At 63.8% G+C, this 17,671-nt stretch carries 16 protein-coding genes and 1 pseudogene; 11 read left to right on the top strand and 6 right to left on the bottom strand.

Going from position 1 to position 17,671, the window contains the following annotated elements:
* Window positions 1–180 precede the first annotated feature (180 nt).
* Window positions 181–459 carry a TfoX/Sxy family protein gene (locus AB7M33_RS12710; RefSeq protein WP_099455331.1) on the top strand — a complete coding sequence of 93 codons (279 nt, stop codon included), beginning with the start codon at window positions 181–183 and terminating at the stop codon, window positions 457–459.
* Between the two features lie 213 nt (window positions 460–672).
* On the opposite strand, the gene AB7M33_RS12705 is transcribed toward AB7M33_RS12710, so the two are convergent.
* From AB7M33_RS12705 to AB7M33_RS12690, 4 genes and pseudogenes are all read right to left on the bottom strand, one after another.
* Window positions 673–1,560 (bottom strand): ChaN family lipoprotein, encoded by an 888-nt coding sequence (locus AB7M33_RS12705; RefSeq protein WP_454242926.1) that lies wholly within the window; start codon window positions 1,558–1,560, stop codon window positions 673–675.
* A gap of 12 nt (window positions 1,561–1,572) precedes the next feature.
* On the bottom strand, window positions 1,573–2,340 hold the full coding sequence (locus tag AB7M33_RS12700) for a heme ABC transporter ATP-binding protein (RefSeq protein WP_099430469.1): 768 nt from the start codon (window positions 2,338–2,340) through the stop codon (window positions 1,573–1,575).
* Window positions 2,340–3,323: a FecCD family ABC transporter permease gene (locus AB7M33_RS12695; RefSeq protein WP_454244218.1), complete on the bottom strand. Its 984-nt coding sequence runs from the start codon at window positions 3,321–3,323 to the stop codon at window positions 2,340–2,342. The genes AB7M33_RS12700 and AB7M33_RS12695 overlap by 1 nt, the downstream gene beginning before the upstream one ends.
* A 61-nt stretch (window positions 3,324–3,384) precedes the next feature.
* Window positions 3,385–4,257 (bottom strand): annotated as a pseudogene (locus AB7M33_RS12690) (heme/hemin ABC transporter substrate-binding protein); the annotation flags it as partial.
* 149 nt (window positions 4,258–4,406) lie between these two features.
* Between AB7M33_RS12690 and AB7M33_RS12685 the strand changes: the two are divergent.
* Window positions 4,407–4,724: a Rieske (2Fe-2S) protein gene (locus AB7M33_RS12685; RefSeq protein WP_186683304.1), complete on the top strand. Its 318-nt coding sequence runs from the start codon at window positions 4,407–4,409 to the stop codon at window positions 4,722–4,724.
* Here the strand turns inward: AB7M33_RS12685 and sfsA are convergent.
* Together sfsA and AB7M33_RS12675 are read right to left on the bottom strand one after the other, a co-directional pair.
* Window positions 4,714–5,427 (bottom strand): DNA/RNA nuclease SfsA, encoded by a 714-nt coding sequence (gene sfsA, locus AB7M33_RS12680; RefSeq protein WP_454242925.1) that lies wholly within the window; start codon window positions 5,425–5,427, stop codon window positions 4,714–4,716. The genes AB7M33_RS12685 and sfsA overlap by 11 nt on opposite strands.
* On the bottom strand, window positions 5,427–6,599 hold the full coding sequence (locus AB7M33_RS12675; protein ID WP_099430473.1) for a pyridoxal phosphate-dependent aminotransferase: 1,173 nt from the start codon (window positions 6,597–6,599) through the stop codon (window positions 5,427–5,429). Before AB7M33_RS12675 ends, sfsA begins: the two co-directional genes overlap by 1 nt.
* 210 nt (window positions 6,600–6,809) lie before the next feature.
* On the opposite strand from AB7M33_RS12675, the gene dksA reads away from it, so the two are divergent.
* The 9 genes from dksA (at window position 6,810) to panC (ending at window position 17,633) form a co-directional block, all read left to right on the top strand.
* A complete protein-coding gene (gene dksA, locus AB7M33_RS12670; protein ID WP_027595006.1) occupies window positions 6,810–7,256 on the top strand; it encodes an RNA polymerase-binding protein DksA in 447 nt (148 codons plus the stop codon).
* 63 nt (window positions 7,257–7,319) lie between these two features.
* Window positions 7,320–8,207 carry a tRNA glutamyl-Q(34) synthetase GluQRS gene (gluQRS, locus tag AB7M33_RS12665; RefSeq protein ID WP_454242924.1) on the top strand — a complete coding sequence of 296 codons (888 nt, stop codon included), beginning with the start codon at window positions 7,320–7,322 and terminating at the stop codon, window positions 8,205–8,207.
* 224 nt (window positions 8,208–8,431) lie between these two features.
* Window positions 8,432–8,608 carry a hypothetical protein gene (locus AB7M33_RS12660; RefSeq protein ID WP_003250005.1) on the top strand — a complete coding sequence of 59 codons (177 nt, stop codon included), beginning with the start codon at window positions 8,432–8,434 and terminating at the stop codon, window positions 8,606–8,608.
* On the top strand, window positions 8,592–11,567 hold the full coding sequence (locus AB7M33_RS12655; RefSeq protein ID WP_027595008.1) for a sensor histidine kinase: 2,976 nt from the start codon (window positions 8,592–8,594) through the stop codon (window positions 11,565–11,567). The genes AB7M33_RS12660 and AB7M33_RS12655 overlap by 17 nt, the downstream gene beginning before the upstream one ends.
* Before the next feature lie 4 nt (window positions 11,568–11,571).
* On the top strand, window positions 11,572–13,011 hold the full coding sequence (locus AB7M33_RS12650; RefSeq protein ID WP_027595009.1) for a sigma-54-dependent transcriptional regulator: 1,440 nt from the start codon (window positions 11,572–11,574) through the stop codon (window positions 13,009–13,011).
* 846 nt (window positions 13,012–13,857) lie between these two features.
* The gene (locus AB7M33_RS12645) at window positions 13,858–15,246 is read left to right on the top strand and encodes a polynucleotide adenylyltransferase PcnB (protein ID WP_027595010.1); all 1,389 of its coding nucleotides are present in this window, start codon (window positions 13,858–13,860) and stop codon (window positions 15,244–15,246) included.
* Window positions 15,243–15,722 (top strand): 2-amino-4-hydroxy-6-hydroxymethyldihydropteridine diphosphokinase, encoded by a 480-nt coding sequence (folK, locus tag AB7M33_RS12640; RefSeq protein ID WP_265969263.1) that lies wholly within the window; start codon window positions 15,243–15,245, stop codon window positions 15,720–15,722. Before AB7M33_RS12645 ends, folK begins: the two co-directional genes overlap by 4 nt.
* Before the next feature lie 250 nt (window positions 15,723–15,972).
* A complete protein-coding gene (gene panB / locus AB7M33_RS12635) occupies window positions 15,973–16,773 on the top strand; it encodes a 3-methyl-2-oxobutanoate hydroxymethyltransferase (RefSeq protein ID WP_085274233.1) in 801 nt (266 codons plus the stop codon).
* A complete protein-coding gene (panC, locus tag AB7M33_RS12630) occupies window positions 16,770–17,633 on the top strand; it encodes a pantoate--beta-alanine ligase (protein ID WP_027595013.1) in 864 nt (287 codons plus the stop codon). The genes panB and panC overlap by 4 nt, the downstream gene beginning before the upstream one ends.
* Window positions 17,634–17,671 lie beyond the last annotated feature (38 nt).

The following is a 17,671-nucleotide window of genomic DNA, read 5'->3' as shown; positions in this document are numbered from 1 at the left end:
GGCAGTGGTGTCCCTGTGGGAGCTGGCTTGCCGGCGATAGGGCCGTAAAAGGCGGCTCCTCTCCCCAATCGTCGCACCCGATGGCAAAAGGCCGCGCATTTTCCAACCCCCGCTACACTCCTCTCTGACCTGCTCGCGATTTATCCCCCAACACCCGTTCAGCCATCGCAAGGAGGCTCGATGAACGATGAATTGCAGCATCTGAAGAATCTTGGCAAGACTTCTGCGCAGTGGTTGCATGCGGCCGGCATCCACAGCGCGTCGGATTTGCGCCGGCTCGGTGCGGTGGGTGCGTACCAAGCTGTGAAAACGCGAGGGTTCCGGGCCTCCAAAGTGCTGTTGTACGCCATTGAAGGCGCCTTGCTCGACATGCATTGGAACGATTTGCCGACCGAACGCAAGGAAGCGCTCAATCAACAGTTGGACGCGAAGAACCCTGTGCAAAAAAACGCGAAATAAACCGACGAAGGGGATTGACTCCGAAATGAGAATCGTTATGATTATCACAACTGGTCGCGAGACTGGTTGGATAAACTGAAAGCCCCTGGTTCGGACTCTCAGATTATCTCCTCATCAGGCTAATCACGGTTATTGACCCGGCTCTTTGCCGGGTCTTTTTTTGCCTGACGGTTTTGCACCGCGTGCGCGGTGACAACGCCGATACCCGTAACGTTACTTGCGCAGTTGAGCGCAGTAGTCCTGCTCCGGCATCGCCGCCGTGTACCACACATAATCGGCCATGCCCGCCTCGGCTTCCTCGCCGACCTCGGCCAACAACACGACCACGCTACGGCCCTGCGCGCCCAGGTCAGCCAAGTGCAACGGCACACCCAGGTCCTTGCGTACGTGGTATGCGCCAGCCAATAGCAGGGCTGGCTGCGGCGCCTTCAGCAACTGCTCTGCCATTTGCCGGTCGCGCTGCTGTTGAACGGCAAGCATGGCCGGCAATTGGCTTTCCGGCAGCAAGCCGCAGTGCCCGGCACGCACCTGTTCAAGCAACGCGGCCTTGACCCTAGGCGCATTGGACTGTGCGCCCGGTAACGAAGCCGGGTGCCGGTAGGCGTGGCGCATCTGCCCAGGTGAAAGGTTGGCGGCCAGCAGCGGGATGCCGTGCTGCAAGGCCTGCGTCACCAGCGGGCCGTACATCTGCCAGTCCCAGCCTTCTTCCCACGCTAACGCCTTGGGCAAGTCCGCGGGCAACGGTGGCTGTGCTTCAAGTTTGTCGACCAGCGGCTGCTGCTCAGGCTGCAGCATCTCCATCAACAGGCTGCCCTGAGCGCGCCGGCCCTGCAGGGCCTGCAACAACCACAACTGCAGTGCGTGGTGGTCAGGGTTGTCGTGCTTCTCCCCTACCAACACACGCGGGGCAGCGGCCAGCTGCGTGACCAGTTGTTCCGGGCTGATGAGCTGGCCGCTGGCCAGATCCTTGATGTGCCCCAACTGCGCATGCTCGCGCCCTTCAGTACTCTGCCAGCCAGGCAACGGTGGCAGGCTGGCCTGGCATCCGCCCAGCGCCAGCACCAGGCACAGCGATAAACCGGACAGCAGTGGATGGCGCATCGGCAATGCCTCCTAGCGGGTGATGATCAGCGGGTGGCCACGCTCCGGGTGAGCCTGTACCAGCACATCGATACCGAACACCGCCTTCAATGCCCCAGGCGTCAGCACTTCGTCGGGGGAGGCCAAGGCATGGCAGCGGCCCTGCTCAAGCAACAGGATACGGTCACAGTAGCGTGCCGCCAGGTTCAGGTCATGCAGGATCACCAGCACCGCAGCGCCTCGGTCGGCAAAGCGGCGCACCGCTTGCAGGGTCGTGTGCTGATGCAGTGGGTCGAGCATCGACGTCGGCTCATCAAGCAACAGCGTAGTCCCCTGCTCACCTGGCCACAGCTGGGCCAGCACGCGCGCCAGGTGCACCCGCTGCCGCTCACCGCCCGACAGCGCCAGGTAGCTGCGCCCCTGCAGGTGCCAGGCATCCGCGGCACGCAAGGCTGCTTCGACGATCTCGGCGTCGCGCACCTGGCCACTGCCATGCGGCATCCGCCCCATGCCCACCACTTCCTCGACCCTGAACGAGAAGCCCAGGCTGGACACTTGCGGCAACACCGCCAGGCGCCTGGCCCGCTCCTGACCAGCCCAATCGGCCAACGGCCGGCCCTGCAAGGTCACATGCCCCTGGCCGGGCGCCAGCTCGCCACACAGCACCCCCAGCAAGCTGCTCTTGCCCGCGCCGTTGGGGCCGAGCACGCCCACCACCTGCCCTGGGGCCAATTGCAGGTGGATGTCGTGGAGTACCTCGTTGCTTCCCCGCCGCAGGTGCAGGCCCTCGACTTGCAACATCAGCTGCGCCCTCGCATCAGCAGAAACAGGAAAAACGGCGCACCGATAAACGCAGTGACAATGCCGATCGGCAGTTCGGCTGGCGCCAGCACCAGCCGTGCCGCCAGGTCGGCAAACAGCATCAGTACGCCGCCCGCCAACAGCGAGGCCGGCAACACCACGCGGTGATCGGGCCCTGCCAGCAAGCGCACCAAGTGCGGCACCACCAGCCCGATGAAGCCGATCAGCCCCGCCGCCGCCACCGCCGCGCCGACACCCAGCGCGGTACAGAACACCAATTCGCGCTTGAGCCGCTCCACCTCGATACCCAGGTGCCGCGCCTCCGACTCCCCCAGCAGCAAGGCATTCAGCGCCCGGGCGCGCCGCGGCAACCACAGCGCCACGCCGGTAGCCACCATCAACAGCGGCCACAGCCGATCGTAACTGGCACCGTTGAGGCTGCCCAGGTTCCAGAACGTCAGGGTGCGCAAGGTGGCGTCATCGGCCAGGTAGGAGAACAGCCCCACCGCCGCGCCGCCCAGCGCGGTCATGGCCACGCCGGCCAGCAGCATCGTGGCGACATTGGTCTGGCCGTCGCGCCGCCCCAGGCGATAGACCAGCGCGGTCACCCCAAGCCCGCCAATGAAGGCGCACAGCGACAGCAGATAAGGCGCCAGCACCTCCGGCATTCCGCCAAACCAGCTGCCGCCGACAATGGCCACTGCAGCGCCCATTGCGGCCCCGGCGGCGACGCCTACCAGCCCTGGGTCGGCCAACGGGTTGCGGAACAGCCCCTGCATGGCCACGCCGGACAGCGCCAGCACCGCCCCCACCGCCAGCCCCAGCAAGGTGCGCGGCAGGCGAATCTGGCCGAGGATCATTTCCGCCTGCTGCAGGCCATCACCGGCGATCGGTAGCCCCAACAAGCGCAGCCCAGCGCGCAAGGTATCGAACAGCGGCAGGCTGACCGGCCCCAGGGCCAGGGACAGCCACACCGCCAACAGGCACAGCAAGCTCAGGCAGATGATCAATGTGCGTGGCTGAACGCGTTGTCTCATTGAGCGAACTGCCCTTGGCTGCCGGGTAGAAGGTGGCAGCCAACGAGCGCAGGGTCGCTGGCAGGCGTGGCCCAAGGCCGCCAACCAGCAGCGTCGGGTCAAGCGACACCAGGCGCTGTTCACGCACGGCGCGGGAGGCCGCCAGCGCTGGGTTTTCCTTCAGCAGCGCTTGCAGCGCCTGCTCGTCGGCCAACGCACGGTCGGAGAACACCACTACATCCGGGTCCAGCGCCGCCAGTGCCTCATTGGAGAAGTTCTTGTAACCCTGATGCTCGGCCAGGTTGTGCGCCCCGGCCTGGCGTAGCAGCCAATCGCCAGCAGTGCCTTGCCCAGCAATCAGCGGCTTGGCACCGGCATGGCCCACCAGCAGCAACACCCCGGGCGCCTTCTGGCCTGCCTGGGCGTGTTTGACCTGAACCTGCAACGCATCCAACTGCTGGCGATAGCCCGCCGCCAACGCGGTGGCTTGTGGCTCGGCACCCAGCAACTGGCCCAGGTGCTTGAGGTTCTGATCGACCGCATCCAGTTCGGCCTTGCTCGAGAACAACTCCACCCGCACACCCGCCTTGCGAATCTGCGCCAACACCGGCGGCGGGCCCATTTCTTCGGTGCCCACCAACACGTCTGGGCGCAGGCTGAGAATACCTTCGGCAGACAACTGGCGCTGATAGCCGACGCTCGGCAGCGCCTTCAGCGATGCGGGGTGCTGGCTGGTGGTATCGACGCCGACCAGGCGTGATTCGCCGCCCAGCGCAGTGACCCACTCGCTCAGCGCACCACCGGCACTGACCCATCGCTGCGGCAGTTCGGCAGCCAGGGCTTGGGTGGACAGCACAAGGCCTGCGCACAGGGCGATCAGGGCAGCGGGACGGCGCATCATCGGATTTCCTTCTGAAGGCGGGCCGCGCGCCTTGTGGCGGGCGGCGGAACTGCGCACCATAGACAGCCGGGCGCATCGAATGCGGGCAATTTGATAATTATTCGCATTGAAGCGTCAAGCCATCACGTGTTTCACGAGTCGTCCTTGCCATGCACTTCCTTTGTACCTCCAGCTCATTGGCCGAGGGCCACAGCCGCGCCTTCAGCGTAGACGGCGTCGACCTGTTCGGCGTGCGCCGCCAGGGCCAGGTGTACCTCTATCGCAACCGCTGCCCACACCGCAGCATCCCACTGAACTGGGCTGCAGATGCCTTTCTCGATGACAGCGCCAGCCTGATTCACTGCGCCCATCATGGCGCTTTGTTCCTGATAGAAAGCGGCGAATGCGTGGCCGGGCCGTGCGAGGGCGACAGCCTGCAGGCCCTGGGCTGCCATGAAGACAGCCAGGGCATCTGGCTCAAGGGTTGAGCAATACAGGCAAGGGGCGGTCGATGACGATACGCTCGGCATCCAGGTAGGTGCCGTACGCCAGCACCTCCACGCCTTCAGCCACGGCGGCGCGCAAGGCCTGGGCGTAGCCCGCGTCGATTTCCTCGGCCGGGCGCACGGCGTCAACGCCGGTCAGGTTCACGCAGTACAACTGCACCGCACGCACACCTTGGCGAGCCAGCGTCGCCAGTTCACGCAGGTGCTTGGCACCGCGCTGGGTAACAGCGTCGGGGAAGGCCGCGACGGCGGTGTCGGGGTAGCCCAGGGTCACGCTCTTGACTTCGACATAGGCCGGGCCGGCGTCGAACTCCAGGCGAAAGTCGATGCGGCTGCCCTCTTCGCCATACGCCACTTCACGCCTGAGTGCGGTGAAACCGGCCAGCTCACTGATAACCCCGGCACGCAGCGCCTCTTCAACCAACGCGTTGGCGCGCCCGGTGTTCACGCAGGCCAGGCGGCCCTGGGGCGTTTCACTGATCTCCCAGGTGCCTGGCAGCTTGCGCTTGGGGTCGTTGGAGCGGCTGAACCACACCTGCCCGCCTTCGCGCATGCAATTGAGCATGGACCCAGTGTTCGGGCAATGGATGGTCATGTGCTCGCCATTGGCCAGCTCGATGTCCGCCAAAAACCGTTTGTAGCGCCGCAGTAGGCGCCCCTGCTCGAGTGGAGGAAAAAACGCCATCAGCCTTGCCAGCTCCGTAGGCCGCGGGCAATACGCTGCACGGCTTGTTCTAGGCGCGGCAGGCTCTGGGTGTAGGCAAAACGCACATGATGCCCCGCCAGGTGGCGACCAAAATCCAGGCCGGGGGTAAAGGCCACGTGCTCGGTTTCGAGGAAGTGCCGGCAGAACGCAAAGGCATCGCCGCCGAAGGCGCTGATGTCGGCGTACAAGTAGAAAGCCCCCTCGGGCTCGACGGCGATGCCAAAGCCCAGCTCGCGCAGGGCTGGCAACAGGTAGTCGCGGCGACGGGCGAATTCGGCGCGGCGCTCTTCCAGAATCGCCAGGGTTTGCGGCTGGAAGCACGCCAGCGCAGCATGCTGGGCCATGCTGGGGGCGCTGATGTACAGGTTCTGTGCAAGCTTTTCCAGGTCTGCCACCGCGCCGGGCGGCGCCACCAGCCATCCCAGGCGCCAGCCGGTCATGCCGAAATACTTCGAAAAACTATTCAGGACAAACGCCCCATCGTCCACTTCCAGCACGCTGGGCGCGTCCATGCCGTAGGTCAGCCCGTGGTAAATCTCGTCCACCACCAGGTGGCCATGGCGTTCACGGGTAGCGCGCGACAGGCTGGCAAGCTCGTCACGGTTCAGCACCGTCCCGGTCGGGTTGGCTGGCGAGGCGACCAGGGCCCCGACCGTGTCTTTGTCCCAATAGCGGTCAACCAGGTCGGCGGTGAGTTGGTAGTTGACCTCCGGCCCCACCGGCACCAGCTGCGCGCCGCCTTCGACCAGGCGCAGGAAGTGGCGATTGCAGGGGTAGCCCGGGTCAGCCAGCAACCAGTGCTTGCCTGGGTCTACCAACAGGCTGCTGGCCAGCAACAGTGCGCCAGATCCGCCCGGCGTAATCAGAATGCGCTCAGGATCAACACTGACGCCATACTGCTGCCCATAGAAGCCGGCGATCGCCTCGCGCAGCGCCGGCAGGCCACGGGCGGCGGTATAGCGGGTGTGGCCCGCGGCCAATGCGGCCTGGCCGGCCTCGACGATCGGCGCGGCCGTGGTGAAGTCCGGTTCGCCGATTTCCAGGTGGATCACATCATGGCCGGCCGCCTGCAGCTCGTTGGCCCGCGCCAGCAACGCCATGACGTGAAAGGGTTCGATGGCGCGGCTGCGCGCACTGTAAGGGTGGGCCATGACCTTCTCTCAATTGGGTCTAAACTGGAGATTCTACCTCTGCACGCTAACGAACGTGTGGCTCGCGCCGCTGTCAATTAGCAGGATCGGGCGGGGTAGCGCACCCCCGATCTATCTGGTAAGTTCGGCGGCTCGCAGTCGCAGGGCCGGCGGGTGCCGGAGATGGAGCATCCTGCGCATTGGATCAGATGAGTGAGAGGCGGTCTATTCATGTCCACCGTAGAAAAGCAAAAAACCAGTCAGTCCATGTACGGTGTAGAGCCCTATAAAGAAAGCAAGGGCGAGGAGTACATGGGGGAGCCCATGCGCAAGCATTTCACCAAACTTCTGGGTGCCTGGAAGCTTGAGTTGATGACGAGCGTGGATCAGACCGTGACCCACATGAAGGACGAAGCGGCCAACTTCCCAGACCCGGCCGACCGTGCCAGCCAGGAAGAAGAGTTCGCCCTGGAGCTGCGTAACCGCGATCGCGAGCGCAAGCTGATCAAGAAGATCGACAAGACCCTGCAGAAGATCCAGGACGAAGAGTACGGCTGGTGTGAGTCCTGCGGCATCGAGATCGGCCTGCGTCGCCTTGAAGCCCGCCCAACCGCCGACCTGTGCTTCGACTGCAAGGAAATCGCGGAGAAAAAGGAAAAAACAGTCGGCAAAGGCTGATCCTTTTCCCACCCAAACGGGGCGCATCTTGCGCCCCGTTTCATTTTCAGACGCACGACCGCCATGAACGACTCGAGCTACATCGGGCGCTTCGCCCCTACCCCCAGCGGCTTTCTGCATTTCGGCTCGCTGGTCGCCGCACTCGCCTCCTGGCTCGACGCCCGCGCCGTCAACGGCCGCTGGCTGCTGCGCATGGAAGACACCGACCCGCCGCGGGAAATGCCCGGGGCCCGCGACGCTATCTTGCAGACCCTGGAGCGTTACGGCCTGGAGTGGGATGGCGAGGTGGTGTTCCAGAGCCAGCGCCATGAGGCTTATGCAGCAGTGGTCGACCGCCTGTTCAGCATGGGCCTGGCCTACGCCTGCACCTGCTCGCGCAAACAGCTGGAAGGGCACAACGGCATTTACCCAGGCTTGTGCCGCAACGCCGGGCATGCACGCGAGGGCGCGGCGATCCGTCTGCGGGTGCCAGAGTTGATCTACCGGTTCACCGACCGGGTCCAGGGTGAGTTCCAGCAACACCTGGGGCGCGAGGTGGGTGATTTCGTCATCCAGCGCCGTGACGGGCTGTATGCCTATCAACTGGCAGTGGTGCTGGATGATGCCTGGCAGGGTGTTACCGACATCGTGCGCGGGGCCGACCTGCTCGACAATACGCCGCGCCAGTTGTACCTGCAGGAACTGCTGGGCTTCTCGCAGCCGCGTTACCTGCATATTCCGCTGATCGTGCAGCCAGATGGGCACAAGCTGGGCAAGTCGTACCGCTCGCCGCCCTTACAGGCGGAGCATGCTACCCCCCTGCTGTTGCGGGCATTGCGGGCGCTGGGGCAAGAAGCAAACCCCGAGTTGCTGCTGGCAACGCCGGCTGAAGTGTTGGCGGTAGCCCGCAAGCAGTGGCGGCCAGAGGCGATTGCCCGGCAGGCCTCTGTTCCAGAGGCTGATTTGCACTGACGCAGGTCCGGCCTCTTCGCGGGCAAGCCCGCTCCCACAGGATCCGCACCGCTTCTGTGAGCGGGCTTGCCCGCGAAGAGGCCGGAACAGGCAACTTCCCTTCAAAAACAAAAGCCCAATAATTTCAAACCCTTGGCTAACCCTACCGATTCCCGCTAGCATCCGCCCACTCTTTTGCGCCAATAATAAGTCCAAGCCCGCAGCGCCCAACCATCGAGGCCAGCATGTACATCTATCGTTTGGTCCTGCTTCTGGTCGTGGGGATCTACCTGTTCTCCCCGGCCATCATGGACTGGTGGATCGAACCGACCGGAGCCTGGTACCGCCCCTACCTGCTCTGGCTGATCCTGATCGTCGTCACCTTCATCCTGCAGAGCCAACGAGATGCCGATGAGCTTTAGCCTGACCCAGATGATCCTGATCAGCGCCGCGTACCTCATGGTGCTGTTCGGCGTGGCCTGGATCAGCGAGCGTGGGCTGATACCCCGCTCAATTATTCGCCACCCGCTGACCTACACCCTGTCGCTGGGCGTCTATGCCAGTGCCTGGGCCTTCTATGGCTCGGTCGGCCTGGCCTACCAGTACGGCTATGGCTTCCTGGCCTGCTACCTGGGGGTCTCCGGGGCCTTCCTGCTGGCGCCGGTGCTGCTTTACCCGATCCTCAAGATCACCCGCACCTATCAGCTGTCGTCGCTGGCCGACCTGCTGGCGTTTCGTTTCCGCAGCACCTGGGCCGGCGCGCTGACCACCCTGATCATGCTGATCGGGGTACTGCCGTTGCTGGCCCTGCAGATCCAGGCGGTGGCCGACTCGATCAGCATCCTGACCGGCGAGCCGGTCAAGGCCAGGGTGGCATTCGCCTTCTGTGCACTGATCATTCTGTTCACCATCTTCTTCGGCTCGCGGCACATCGCCACGCGCGAGAAGCATGAAGGGCTGGTGTTCGCCATTGCCTTTGAATCGGTGATCAAGCTGCTGGCGCTGGGCGGCATCGGCCTGTACGCCTTGTACGGTGTGTTTGGCGGCCCGCATGGGCTGGAAGTGTGGCTGCTGCAGAACCAGACCGCCCTGGCCGCGCTGCACACACCGCTGCAGGAAGGGCCATGGCGCACCCTGCTGCTGGTGTTCTTCGCCTCGGCCATCGTCATGCCGCACATGTACCACATGGCCTTCACCGAAAACCTCAACCCACGCTCGCTGGTCAGCGCCAGCTGGGGCCTGCCGCTGTTCCTGCTGCTGATGAGCCTGGCCGTACCGCTGGTGCTGTGGGCCGGCCTGCGCCTGGGCGCCAGCACCAACCCCGAATACTTCACGCTGGGGCTGGGCATCGCCGCCAACAACAAAGCGCTGGCGCTGCTGGCCTATATCGGCGGGTTGTCTGCGGCCAGCGGGTTGATCATCGTCACCACCCTGGCGCTGTCGGGCATGGCCCTCAACCACCTGGTGCTGCCGCTGTACCAGCCGCCGGCCGAAGGCAACATCTACCGCTGGCTGAAATGGACCCGCCGCGCGCTGATCGTCGCCATCATCACCGCCGGCTTCATGTTCTACCTGACCCAGAACAACCACCAGAGCCTGGCCAACCTGGGCATCGTCGCCTTCGTCGCCACCTTGCAGTTCCTGCCGGGCGTGTTGTCGGTGCTGTACTGGCCTACCGCCAATCGCCGCGGCTTCATCGCGGGCCTGCTGGCCGGCACCCTGGTGTGGCTGGTGACCATGCTGCTGCCGCTGCTGGGCAACCTGCAGGGCTTCTACATTCCGCTGCTGGACATGATCTACGTCCTCGACGACACCAGCTGGCACATGGCGGCCATCGCCTCGCTGGCGGCAAACGTCTTGCTGTTCACCCTGATTTCGCTGTTCACCAATGCCAGCAGTGAAGAAGCCAGCGCCGCCGAAGCGTGCGCGGTGGACAACGTGCGCCGCCCGCAGCGCCGCGAGCTGCACGCGGCCTCGCCACAGGAATTTGCCACCCAGTTGGCCAAGCCGCTGGGCGCCAAGGCTGCGCAGAAAGAAGTCGAACAAGCCCTGCGTGACCTCTACCTGCCCTTCGACGAGCGCCGCCCCTATGCGTTGCGCCGCCTGCGCGACCGCATCGAGGCCAACCTGTCGGGCCTGATGGGGCCGAGCGTGGCCCAGGACATGGTCGAGACCTTCCTGCCCTACAAATCCGGCAACGAAAACTATGTCACTGAAGACATCCACTTCATTGAAAGCCGCCTGGAAGACTATCACTCGCGCCTGACCGGCCTTGCCGCCGAACTCGACGCCCTGCGCCGCTACCACCGCCAGACCCTGCAGGAACTGCCCATGGGCGTCTGCTCCCTGGCCAAGGACCAAGAGATCCTGATGTGGAACAAGGCCATGGAAGAGCTGACCGGCATCGCCGCCAAGCACGTGGTCGGCTCGCGCCTGGTGACCATCGGCGAACCTTGGCGCGGCCTGCTGCAGGGCTTCATCGACGTGCCCGACGAACACCTGCACAAACAACGCCTGGCCCTCGACGGGCAGCCTCGCTGGCTGAACCTGCACAAGGCCGCCATCGACGAGCCCTTGGCGCCGGGTAACAGTGGCCTGGTGCTGCTGGTCGAGGACCTGACCGAAACCCAGGCCCTGGAAGACAAGCTGGTGCACTCCGAGCGCCTGGCCAGCATTGGCCGCCTGGCGGCCGGCGTGGCCCACGAAATCGGCAACCCGATCACCGGCATCGCCTGCCTGGCGCAGAACCTGCGCGAGGAACGCGAGGGCGATGGCGAGATCACCGAGCTGTCGAGCCAGATTCTTGAACAGACCAAACGGGTGTCGCGCATCGTCCAGTCGTTGATGAGCTTCGCCCATGCCGGTGGCAGCCACCAGAACAGCGAAGAGCCGGTGTGCCTGGCCGAAGTGGCGCAGGATGCCATTGGGCTGCTGGCACTGAACCGGCGCAATTTCGAAGTCCAGTTCTTCAACCTCTGCGACCCGGAACACTGGGCCGAAGGGGACCCGCAGCGCCTGGCCCAGGTGCTGATCAACCTGCTCTCCAACGCCCGCGACGCCTCACCGCCCGGCAGTGCCGTGCGTGTGCGCAGCTCCGTCTTCGAGCACACCGTCGACTTGATTGTCGAAGACGAAGGCAGCGGGATCCCGAAGAGCATCATGGACCGCCTGTTCGAGCCCTTCTTCACCACCAAAGACCCGGGCGAAGGAACCGGACTGGGGCTCGCTCTGGTCTATTCCATCGTGGAAGAGCATTATGGGCAAATCACCATCGACAGCCCTGCCGACATCGAACGGCAACGTGGCACCCGGATCCGCGTGACCCTGCCCCGGCATGTCGTAGCGACGTCCCCTGAAATTCGAGACCGTCGAGAGAATTGAATCAATGCCGCATATTCTGATCGTCGAAGACGAAACCATCATCCGCTCGGCCCTGCGTCGCCTGCTCGAGCGGAACCAGTACCAGGTCAGCGAAGCCGGCTCGGTGCAGGAAGCCCAGGAACGCTTCAGCATTGCCACCTTCGACCTGATCGTCAGCGACCTGCGCCTGCCCGGCGCGCCTGGCACCGAGCTGATCAAGCTCGGCCAGGGCACCCCAGTGCTGATCATGACCAGCTACGCCAGCCTGCGCTCGGCGGTGGACTCGATGAAAATGGGCGCGGTGGACTACATCGCCAAGCCCTTCGACCACGACGAGATGCTCCAGGCCGTGGCGCGCATCCTGCGCGACCGGCAAAACGCGCCTGCTGCCGCACCGGCGGCAGAACCGCGGGGCAACGGCAAGGCGGCAGCGGCCGACAAAGGCAATAGCGCGTCTGCCAACGGCGAGATCGGCATCATCGGCTCGTGCCCGCCCATGCAGGACATGTACAGCAAGATCCGCAAGGTCGCACCGACCGATTCCAATGTCCTGATCCAGGGCGAATCGGGTACCGGTAAAGAGCTGGTCGCCCGTGCCCTGCACAACCTGTCACGCCGGGCCAAGGCACCGATGATCTCAGTGAACTGCGCGGCCATCCCGGAGACGCTGATCGAGTCCGAGCTGTTCGGCCACGAAAAAGGCGCCTTCACCGGCGCCAGCGCAGGGCGCGCCGGGCTGGTCGAAGCGGCGGACGGCGGCACCTTGTTCCTCGACGAAATCGGCGAATTGCCCCTCGAAGCCCAGGCGCGCCTGTTGCGCGTGTTGCAGGAAGGCGAAATCCGCCGGGTGGGCTCGGTGCAATCGCAGAAGGTCGATGTGCGCCTGATTGCGGCCACCCACCGCGACCTGAAGAACCTGGCCAAGGCCGGCCAGTTCCGTGAAGACCTTTATTACCGCCTGCACGTGATCGCCCTGAAGTTACCTGCCCTGCGCGAGCGCGGCAGCGACGTCAACGAGATCGCCAGTGCCTTCCTGGCCCGCCAGAGCGCACGGATTGGCCGGGATGACCTGCATTTTTCCGCCGATGCCGAGCAAGCGATTCGTCATTACAGCTGGCCGGGTAACGTGCGCGAGCTGGAAAACGCCGTGGAGCGTGCGGTGATTCTGAGCGAGAGCGCAGAAATTTCCGCCGACCTGCTGGGTATCGACATCGAGCTGAGCGACCTGGAAGACGACGACATCCTCGACAACGCCCTGGCCGTGGCCAGTGCGGGCAATGCCAGCCATGAGCCTACCGAGGACTTGTCGCTGGAGGATTACTTCCAGCACTTCGTGCTCGAACACCAGGACCACATGACCGAGACCGAGCTTGCCCGCAAGCTTGGCGTCAGCCGCAAATGCCTGTGGGAACGCCGCCAGCGCCTGGGTATCCCGCGGCGCAAGAGCAACGCCACCAGCGAGTAAAAGATCGCGTGGGCAGGCGGGCCTTTCCTGCCTTGATATTTCTTTTTCGGGCTGCCGGCCTCTTCGCGGGTGAACCCGCTCCCACAAGGATCTCACTGCCCGCAAGGGCAATGCGGTACCTGTGGGAGCGGGTTCACCCGCGAAAGGGCCGACAAAAACCACTACGCACACCCCAGGTAACACATCAGTACCCGCGAAAATCTGTTACCCAAGCTTTCAGGCGTAACAGTTCCCGAGGTGTACGGTAACGAAACCCCGCCATTTTCGGCCTGCCAAAAACCTGCGAAAACCTCCAAACCCTTGATTTCATTGGGTTTCGAAAAGTTGGCACGACACCTGCTATATGCTTAGTACAAAAACAATAACAAGCACTGCAACTCAGAATAAGAACAAGACGAAACGGCTCACGCACAATAAAAACAAGACGGCGGAGGCGCAGCTAACTGATTCTTTTGGAGAGGATGCGTGTTTGGGGCTTGCCCCACGACCAGGCAGAGAACAACAAAAACTGCACTAAAAAGCAGCGCCTGAACTGGTTGGATCGACAGATCAACGTGACATCAGCGGCCAAAGCAATCCGTTTGCTCTTTACCCCTGGATTAGGGGTCGTCCACAAGCTTTGCGATTTGTGGACAGGGCACTCAACAAAAACAAGAAGCCCAGCAAAAAAATAATAAGAGCACGCAACGACTTCTTGGGGAGCTTAGGCTCCCCTTGTCGTTTCTCCCTTCTGGCAGGCATCCTGCTACCCGCCTACACCATTCCTTGAGTAAATGCTAGAATCCCCGCCCATCATGCGGCCATTCTCCTATTCTTGGCCGAACATTCCTTCAAACAGTGCATCCCATGCTGAAGAAGCTGTTCCAGTCGTTCCGCCCTCCCGTACCGGGCCAGCACCACAGGCGCACCACGCCTGAGGTGATCAACAAGAGCCAACACTCGCTGCAACGCCACCAGTTCAGCCGCCACGCGGTGAACATCGTAGAGCGCCTGCAGAGTGCGGGCTACCAGGCTTACCTGGTCGGTGGCTGTGTCCGCGACCTGATGCTTGGCATCACCCCAAAAGACTTCGACGTCGCCACCAGCGCCACCCCTGAACAGGTCCGTGCCGAGTTCCGCAACGCGCGTATCATTGGTCGCCGCTTCAAGTTGGTCCACGTGCATTTCGGCCGTGAGATCATCGAAGTCGCCACCTTCCGCGCCCACCACTCGGAAGACGATCAAGGTGATACCCACCGTTCGTCGCACAATGCCAGTGGTCGCATCCTGCGTGACAACGTGTACGGCACCTTGGAAGAAGACGCGCAACGCCGCGACTTCACCATCAATGCCCTCTACTACGATCCGGTCAGCGAACGCATCCTCGATTACGCCAACGGCGTGCACGACGTGCGTAACCGCCTGCTGCGCCTGATCGGTGACCCGACCCATCGCTACCAGGAAGACCCGGTGCGCATGCTGCGGGCCGTGCGTTTCGCCGCCAAGCTCGACTTCGGCATCGAAAAGCACACGGTCCAGCCGATCCGCGAACTGGCCCCGATGCTGCGCGAAATCCCCCCGGCACGCCTGTTCGAGGAAAGCCTCAAGCTGTTCCTCTCCGGCCAAGGTGCGATGGCCTTCGAAATGCTGGTCGACCTGCAGCTGTTCGAGCCGTTGTTCCCGGCCAGCGCGCACGCCCTGGACGAGCGCCCTACCTACACTCACACCTTGATCAGCCAGGCGCTGAACAACACCGATCTGCGTGTGAAGCAGGGCAAACCGGTCACCCCGGCCTTCCTCTTCGCTGCGCTGCTCTGGCCCGCCCTGCCGGCCCGTGTGCTGCACCTGCAAAACCAAGGTGTGCCACCGATCCCGGCCATGAACGGCGCGGCTCACGACCTGATCGCCGAACAGTGTGCACGCATTGCCATCCCGAAGCGTTTCACCCTGCCGATCCGCGAAATCTGGGACATGCAGGAACGCCTGCCACGTCGCAGCGGCAAACGTGCCGACCAGTTGCTCGACAACCCGCGCTTCCGTGCCGGTTACGACTTCCTGCTGCTGCGTGAAAGCGCGGGTGAAGAAACCGACGACCTCGGCCAATGGTGGACTGACTACCAGGATGCCAATGACAGCGAGCGCCGCGAGATGATTCGCGAGCTGGGCAGCCGTGACGAAGGCACCGGCGCTGGCCCACGCAAGCGCAAACGTAGCGCCAGCAAGCGTAAGCGTGGTGGCGAAGAGGCGTTCGAGTGACCACGCGCGCTTACATCGGCCTGGGCAGCAACCTGGACGAGCCTGCAGAACAACTGCAGAACGCCTTCCAGGCGCTCGACCAGGCCACCGGCACCTGCCTGGTGGCCACTTCGAGCCTGTTCACCAGTGACTCGCTGCTGCCTGGCCAGCCGCGCTACACCAATGCCGTGGCTGCGCTCGACACCTCGCTCGAGCCGCTGGCGCTGCTGGATGCCCTGCAGGCCATCGAAAATGACCAGGGCCGTGTGCGCAAAGAGCGTTGGGGCCCGCGCACGCTCGACCTGGATATCCTGCTGTTCGGCGACCACCTGATCGACGTGCCGCGCCTGCAAGTGCCGCACTACCATATGCACGCCCGCGCCTTCGTGCTCTACCCATTGGCCGAACTGGTGCCCGCAGGCTTCTGCCTGCCCGATGGCCGCGACCTCGCCCAACTCATCAGCGCCTGCCCGTTCGTCGGCCTCGAGCGCCTGTAATTCGGGCGCTGCAGACGGCGGTAACGCCAGTAACACCCTGATCGTAACAATGCGGTAACAGGGTGATTGACTTCCCCCACCTCGCTCACGACTATAGGCGTCCCGTGTGGCACCCAAGTGCCGCATACCCGTATTTAGGCCCGGACGGACCTGTGCCCGAACATCACGCGCGATGATGTGCCGCTCCGGAAGATGACTACACGCGTTGTATGCAGTCGTTTTAACAGCGCCTGAACGAGGATTTTCCTACATGCCTGAAGTAACCCTGACCACCCTGCATGGCCTGAAGGCCAAGGGTGAAAAAATCACCATGCTGACCTGCTACGACGCGACCTTCGCCAAGGTTGCCAGCCAGGCCGGTGTCGAAGTGTTGCTGGTGGGCGACTCGCTGGGGATGGTCCTGCAGGGCCATGACAGCACGCTGCCTGTCACCACCCAGGAAATGGCCTACCACACTGCCTGCGTCAAACGTGGCAACGATGGCGCGCTGATTCTGGCCGACCTGCCGTTCATGGCCCACGCCACCCCCGAACTGGCCTTTGCCAACTGCGCCACGCTGATGCAGGCCGGTGCCCACATGATCAAGCTCGAAGGCGCTGCCTGGCTGGCCGAGACCATTCGCCTGCTGGCTGAACGTGGCGTGCCGGTGTGCGCGCACATGGGCCTGACCCCACAAACCGTCAATGTGCTGGGCGGTTACAAGGTGCAGGGCCGTCAGGAAGCCCAGGCGCGGCAGATGCGTGCCGACGCCATTGCCCTGGAACAGGCCGGCGCGGCCATGCTGCTGCTGGAGTGCGTACCGAGCGAACTGGCGGCAGAAATCACCCAGGCCGTGAACATTCCGGTCATCGGCATTGGCGCCGGTAGCGCCACCGACGGCCAGGTGCTGGTCCTGCACGACATGCTTGGCCTGTCGCTGAGCGGCCGGGTGCCGAAGTTCGTGAAAAACTTCATGGCCGGCCAGCCGGACATCGAAAGCGCCCTCGCCGCCTACGTGACGGCGGTCAAGGACGTAAGCTTCCCTGCCAGTGAACACGGGTTCAGCGCATGAACACAGTCAAGACTGTCCGTGAACTGCGCGCCGCCGTTGGCCGCGCGCGTGGCGAAGGCAAGCGCATCGCGTTCGTGCCGACCATGGGCAACCTGCACAGCGGCCATGCCGCGCTGGTGACCAAGGCCGCCCAGCGGGCCGACTTTGTCGTTGCCAGTATCTTCGTCAACCCGCTGCAGTTCGGCGCCAACGAAGACCTCGCCACCTACCCACGTACCCTTGCAGCCGACCAGGAGCGCTTGCTCCAGGCCGGCTGCAACCTGCTGTTCGCGCCAACCGTCGAAGAGATGTACCCCGACGGTATGAGCGTGCAAACCCGGGTCAGCGTCCCCCACCTCTCCGAAGGCCTGTGCGGCGCCAGCCGGCCAGGGCATTTCGAGGGTGTGGCGACAGTGGTCAGCAAGCTGTTCAACATGGTCCAGCCAGACTTGGCCGTGTTCGGCGAAAAAGACTTCCAGCAGCTGGCAGTGATCCGCGCCATGGTGCGCGACCTGAACATGCCCATCCAGATCATCGGTGAGCCGACCGTGCGCGCCGACGATGGCCTGGCGCTGTCGTCACGCAATGGTTACCTCACCCCCGAGCAGCGTGTTACCGCACCTGCGCTGTACCGCACCCTGCAGCACATCGGGGCGGCCATTGGCCGTGGCCAGCGTGATTTTGCCGCGCTGGTGGCCGACGGCCAGGCGCAACTGACCGCCGCCGGGTTCCGCCCGGACTACCTGGAAGTGCGCCATGCCGTGAGCCTGCGCCCGGCCATGATCGATGATCGCGACCTGGTGGTGATTGCCGCCGCTTACCTGGGTAACACCCGGTTGATCGACAACCTGTACCTGCACGTGGAAGACAAGACCGCGTAAACCTTCGGGGGCTGCCTCGCGGCCCCTTCATAACCCCT

It is taken from the genome of Pseudomonas sp. Y3 TE3536 (assembly GCF_053629175.1).
This window is presented reverse-complemented; position numbering and strand designations above follow the sequence as displayed.